This window comes from Streptomyces ossamyceticus (genome assembly GCF_001418475.1).
GTDB lineage: Bacteria > Actinomycetota > Actinomycetes > Streptomycetales > Streptomycetaceae > Streptomyces > Streptomyces ossamyceticus.
Map to the genome: position 1 here is coordinate 1 of NZ_LIQX01000222.1, position 2,077 is coordinate 2,077.

Annotated in this window: 1 protein-coding gene and 4 pseudogenes; 3 read left to right on the forward strand and 2 right to left on the reverse strand. The window is 72.6% G+C overall.

Annotated features, from left to right (window positions below; genetic code table 11):
* Together AOK15_RS17590 and AOK15_RS17595 are read right to left on the reverse strand one after the other, a co-directional pair.
* A pseudogene (locus AOK15_RS17590) lies at positions 1–407 on the reverse strand (S8 family serine peptidase); the annotation flags it as partial.
* Between the two features lie 50 nt (positions 408–457).
* On the reverse strand, positions 458–787 hold the full coding sequence (locus AOK15_RS17595; protein WP_055517851.1) for a hypothetical protein: 330 nt from the start codon (positions 785–787) through the stop codon (positions 458–460).
* Positions 788–979: 192 nt separating this feature from the next.
* Here AOK15_RS17595 and AOK15_RS46880 point away from each other — a divergent pair.
* The 3 pseudogenes from AOK15_RS46880 to AOK15_RS46890 form a co-directional block, all read left to right on the forward strand.
* Positions 980–1,242 (forward strand): annotated as a pseudogene (locus tag AOK15_RS46880) (cytosine permease); the annotation flags it as partial.
* A gap of 2 nt (positions 1,243–1,244) precedes the next feature.
* Positions 1,245–1,517, forward strand: a pseudogene (locus AOK15_RS46885) (allantoin permease); the annotation flags it as partial.
* A gap of 2 nt (positions 1,518–1,519) precedes the next feature.
* Positions 1,520–1,981 (forward strand): annotated as a pseudogene (locus AOK15_RS46890) (allantoin permease); the annotation flags it as partial.
* Between the last annotated feature and the right edge of the window lie 96 nt (positions 1,982–2,077).

Here is a 2,077-nt window from a genome sequence, read left to right on the forward strand (position 1 = left end):
AGCGCCACGGCCTCGATCGCGTCGGTGCCCGGTACGTCGCCCACCCCGTGGGCCTCGGGCTGCCGCTCGCCCACGATGTCCAGCTGGGTCACGTACCGGATGTGGTCCATCTCGACCTGGTGCAGGTCCTCGTACGTCTCGAGTCGCCCGCCCGTCAGTTCCTCGTACGCGGCGGGCGGCCCGCTCACGGCGAACCCGAGGCGGCTCTCGGCGGTGACGGTGAGCCCGGCCGCGAGGAGGTAGGCCTCGGCGCGCTCCTGGCTCTCCGGGTCGGTCCGGAAGGGCTCGGCCGTGTCCCACCGCGTGGCCCGGGTCATCGGCACCCCGCCCCGCGACCGTGCGGACACATAGCCGTACACGTGCTCCGGCGCGGGCTGCCCGTACTGGGGCGTCATCGGGAGCGTCATCGGGTCCTCCAGGGGTCGCCGCGGGGGAGGGCGACCGGGGCGGTCGTCGCTCAGTCCGGGAAAGGGGGATCGGCGTCCGGGAATGGGGCGTCGGCGCCGAGGGTGGGCAGCGGCAGGACGGTGACGGACCGCGCCGTGCCTGCGAGCGCCGCCGGGACCGGGAGGGACCGGGGTTCCGCGCGATCCCCCGGAGGTTCACCGAAGGCCTCGGTGAACCGGTCGGCGGGACCGGTGAGAAGGGCACCCGCGGCCATGGGCGTCACCTCGAGCCCGTGCCCGCCGGCCCAGTCGGCCAGCCCGCCCGCCGGTGCGTCGGCGCGCAACCGCACGAGGGCCTCGACGAATTCCGCTCCGGAGCCGTCGCTCTGTTCCGCTGCCACGGTGTCTCCGGTCTGTTGTGTTGGCGGTCCCCCTTTCGATGCTGACAGGTGCCGTAAACATGCGCAAAAGGGGTACCTCTCCTGTCGGGGTGCGGGCCACACCGCCCGTGCGGGGGCCTTCTTGACGCGTCTGACCGGCACACCTACGTTCCCCTGGACGTGATCAGCCGCGATCGGACATGCAGGTCGACGATGACGGACGCCCCACCCTCCGACGACACTCCCTCGGTCCGCCCCCTCCAGGTGGAGACGCACGGCCTCGACGTGATCGGCGACGCCGACCGCAAGGGCACCCCACGCACCCTCTTCTGGCCCTGGTTCGGCGCCAACGTCTCCGTCCTAGGCATGAGTTACGGCGCGTTCGCCCTCGGCTTCGGCATCTCCTTCGGGCAGGCCCTGGCCGCCGGGATCCTCGGCATCGTCTTCTCGTTCCTGCTGTGCGGCTTCGTCGCGGTNNCTCGTCGCCGCGCTCGTCGTGGTCGTCGGCGTCATGGGCTTCGACCTCATCATGCGCCTCCAGACCGTCATCACCGTCGTCACGGGGATCCTGACGCTCGTGTACGTCGTGCTGGTGGCCGACCACATCCACTGGTCCACCGCCAGCGCCGTACCCGGGGGATCAGCCCAGGAGTTCATCGGCGCCCTCGTCTTCATGATGACCGGCTTCGGCCTCGGCTGGGTCAACGCGGCGGCCGACTACTCCCGTTACCTGCCCCGCACCGCCTCCGGCNNCGCCCGATGGCCGCGCTGGCCGACGGCGTCCTGATGATCGCGGGCGCCGTCTACATCGTCTTCTTCGCCGACGACTTCCTCGGCCCGTTCATCGGCTTCCTCACCACGCTCGGCGTGCCCGTCGCCGCCTGGTGCGGGGTGATGCTGGCCGACCTGTTGCTGCGGCGCCGCGACTACGCGGAGGGGGACCTGTTCCGCCCCGACGGCCGCTACGGCGACATCCCACCGGGCCCCCTCCTGCTCACCCTCGCCGCGACGGCCCTCGGCTGGGGTCTGGTCACCAACACGGCGGCGGGCTGGCTGGACTGGCAGGGCTATCTGCTCGGCCCCCTCGGCCTCGGCGGCCGGACCGGCGACTGGGCCTTCGCCAACCTGGGCGTCCTGATCGCCCTGGCGATCGGCTTCCTCGGCACCCTGTTGCCGTCCAGCAGCCGGGTGCGGGCGCAGGAGGGACGCGCATGAGCAGGCACCCGTCCCACGGTGCCCCTGACACCCGGTTCACGGCCCCGCCCCACGGCGCCCCGGACGCGGAGTCGTCCCACGGCGCCCCTGACGCCC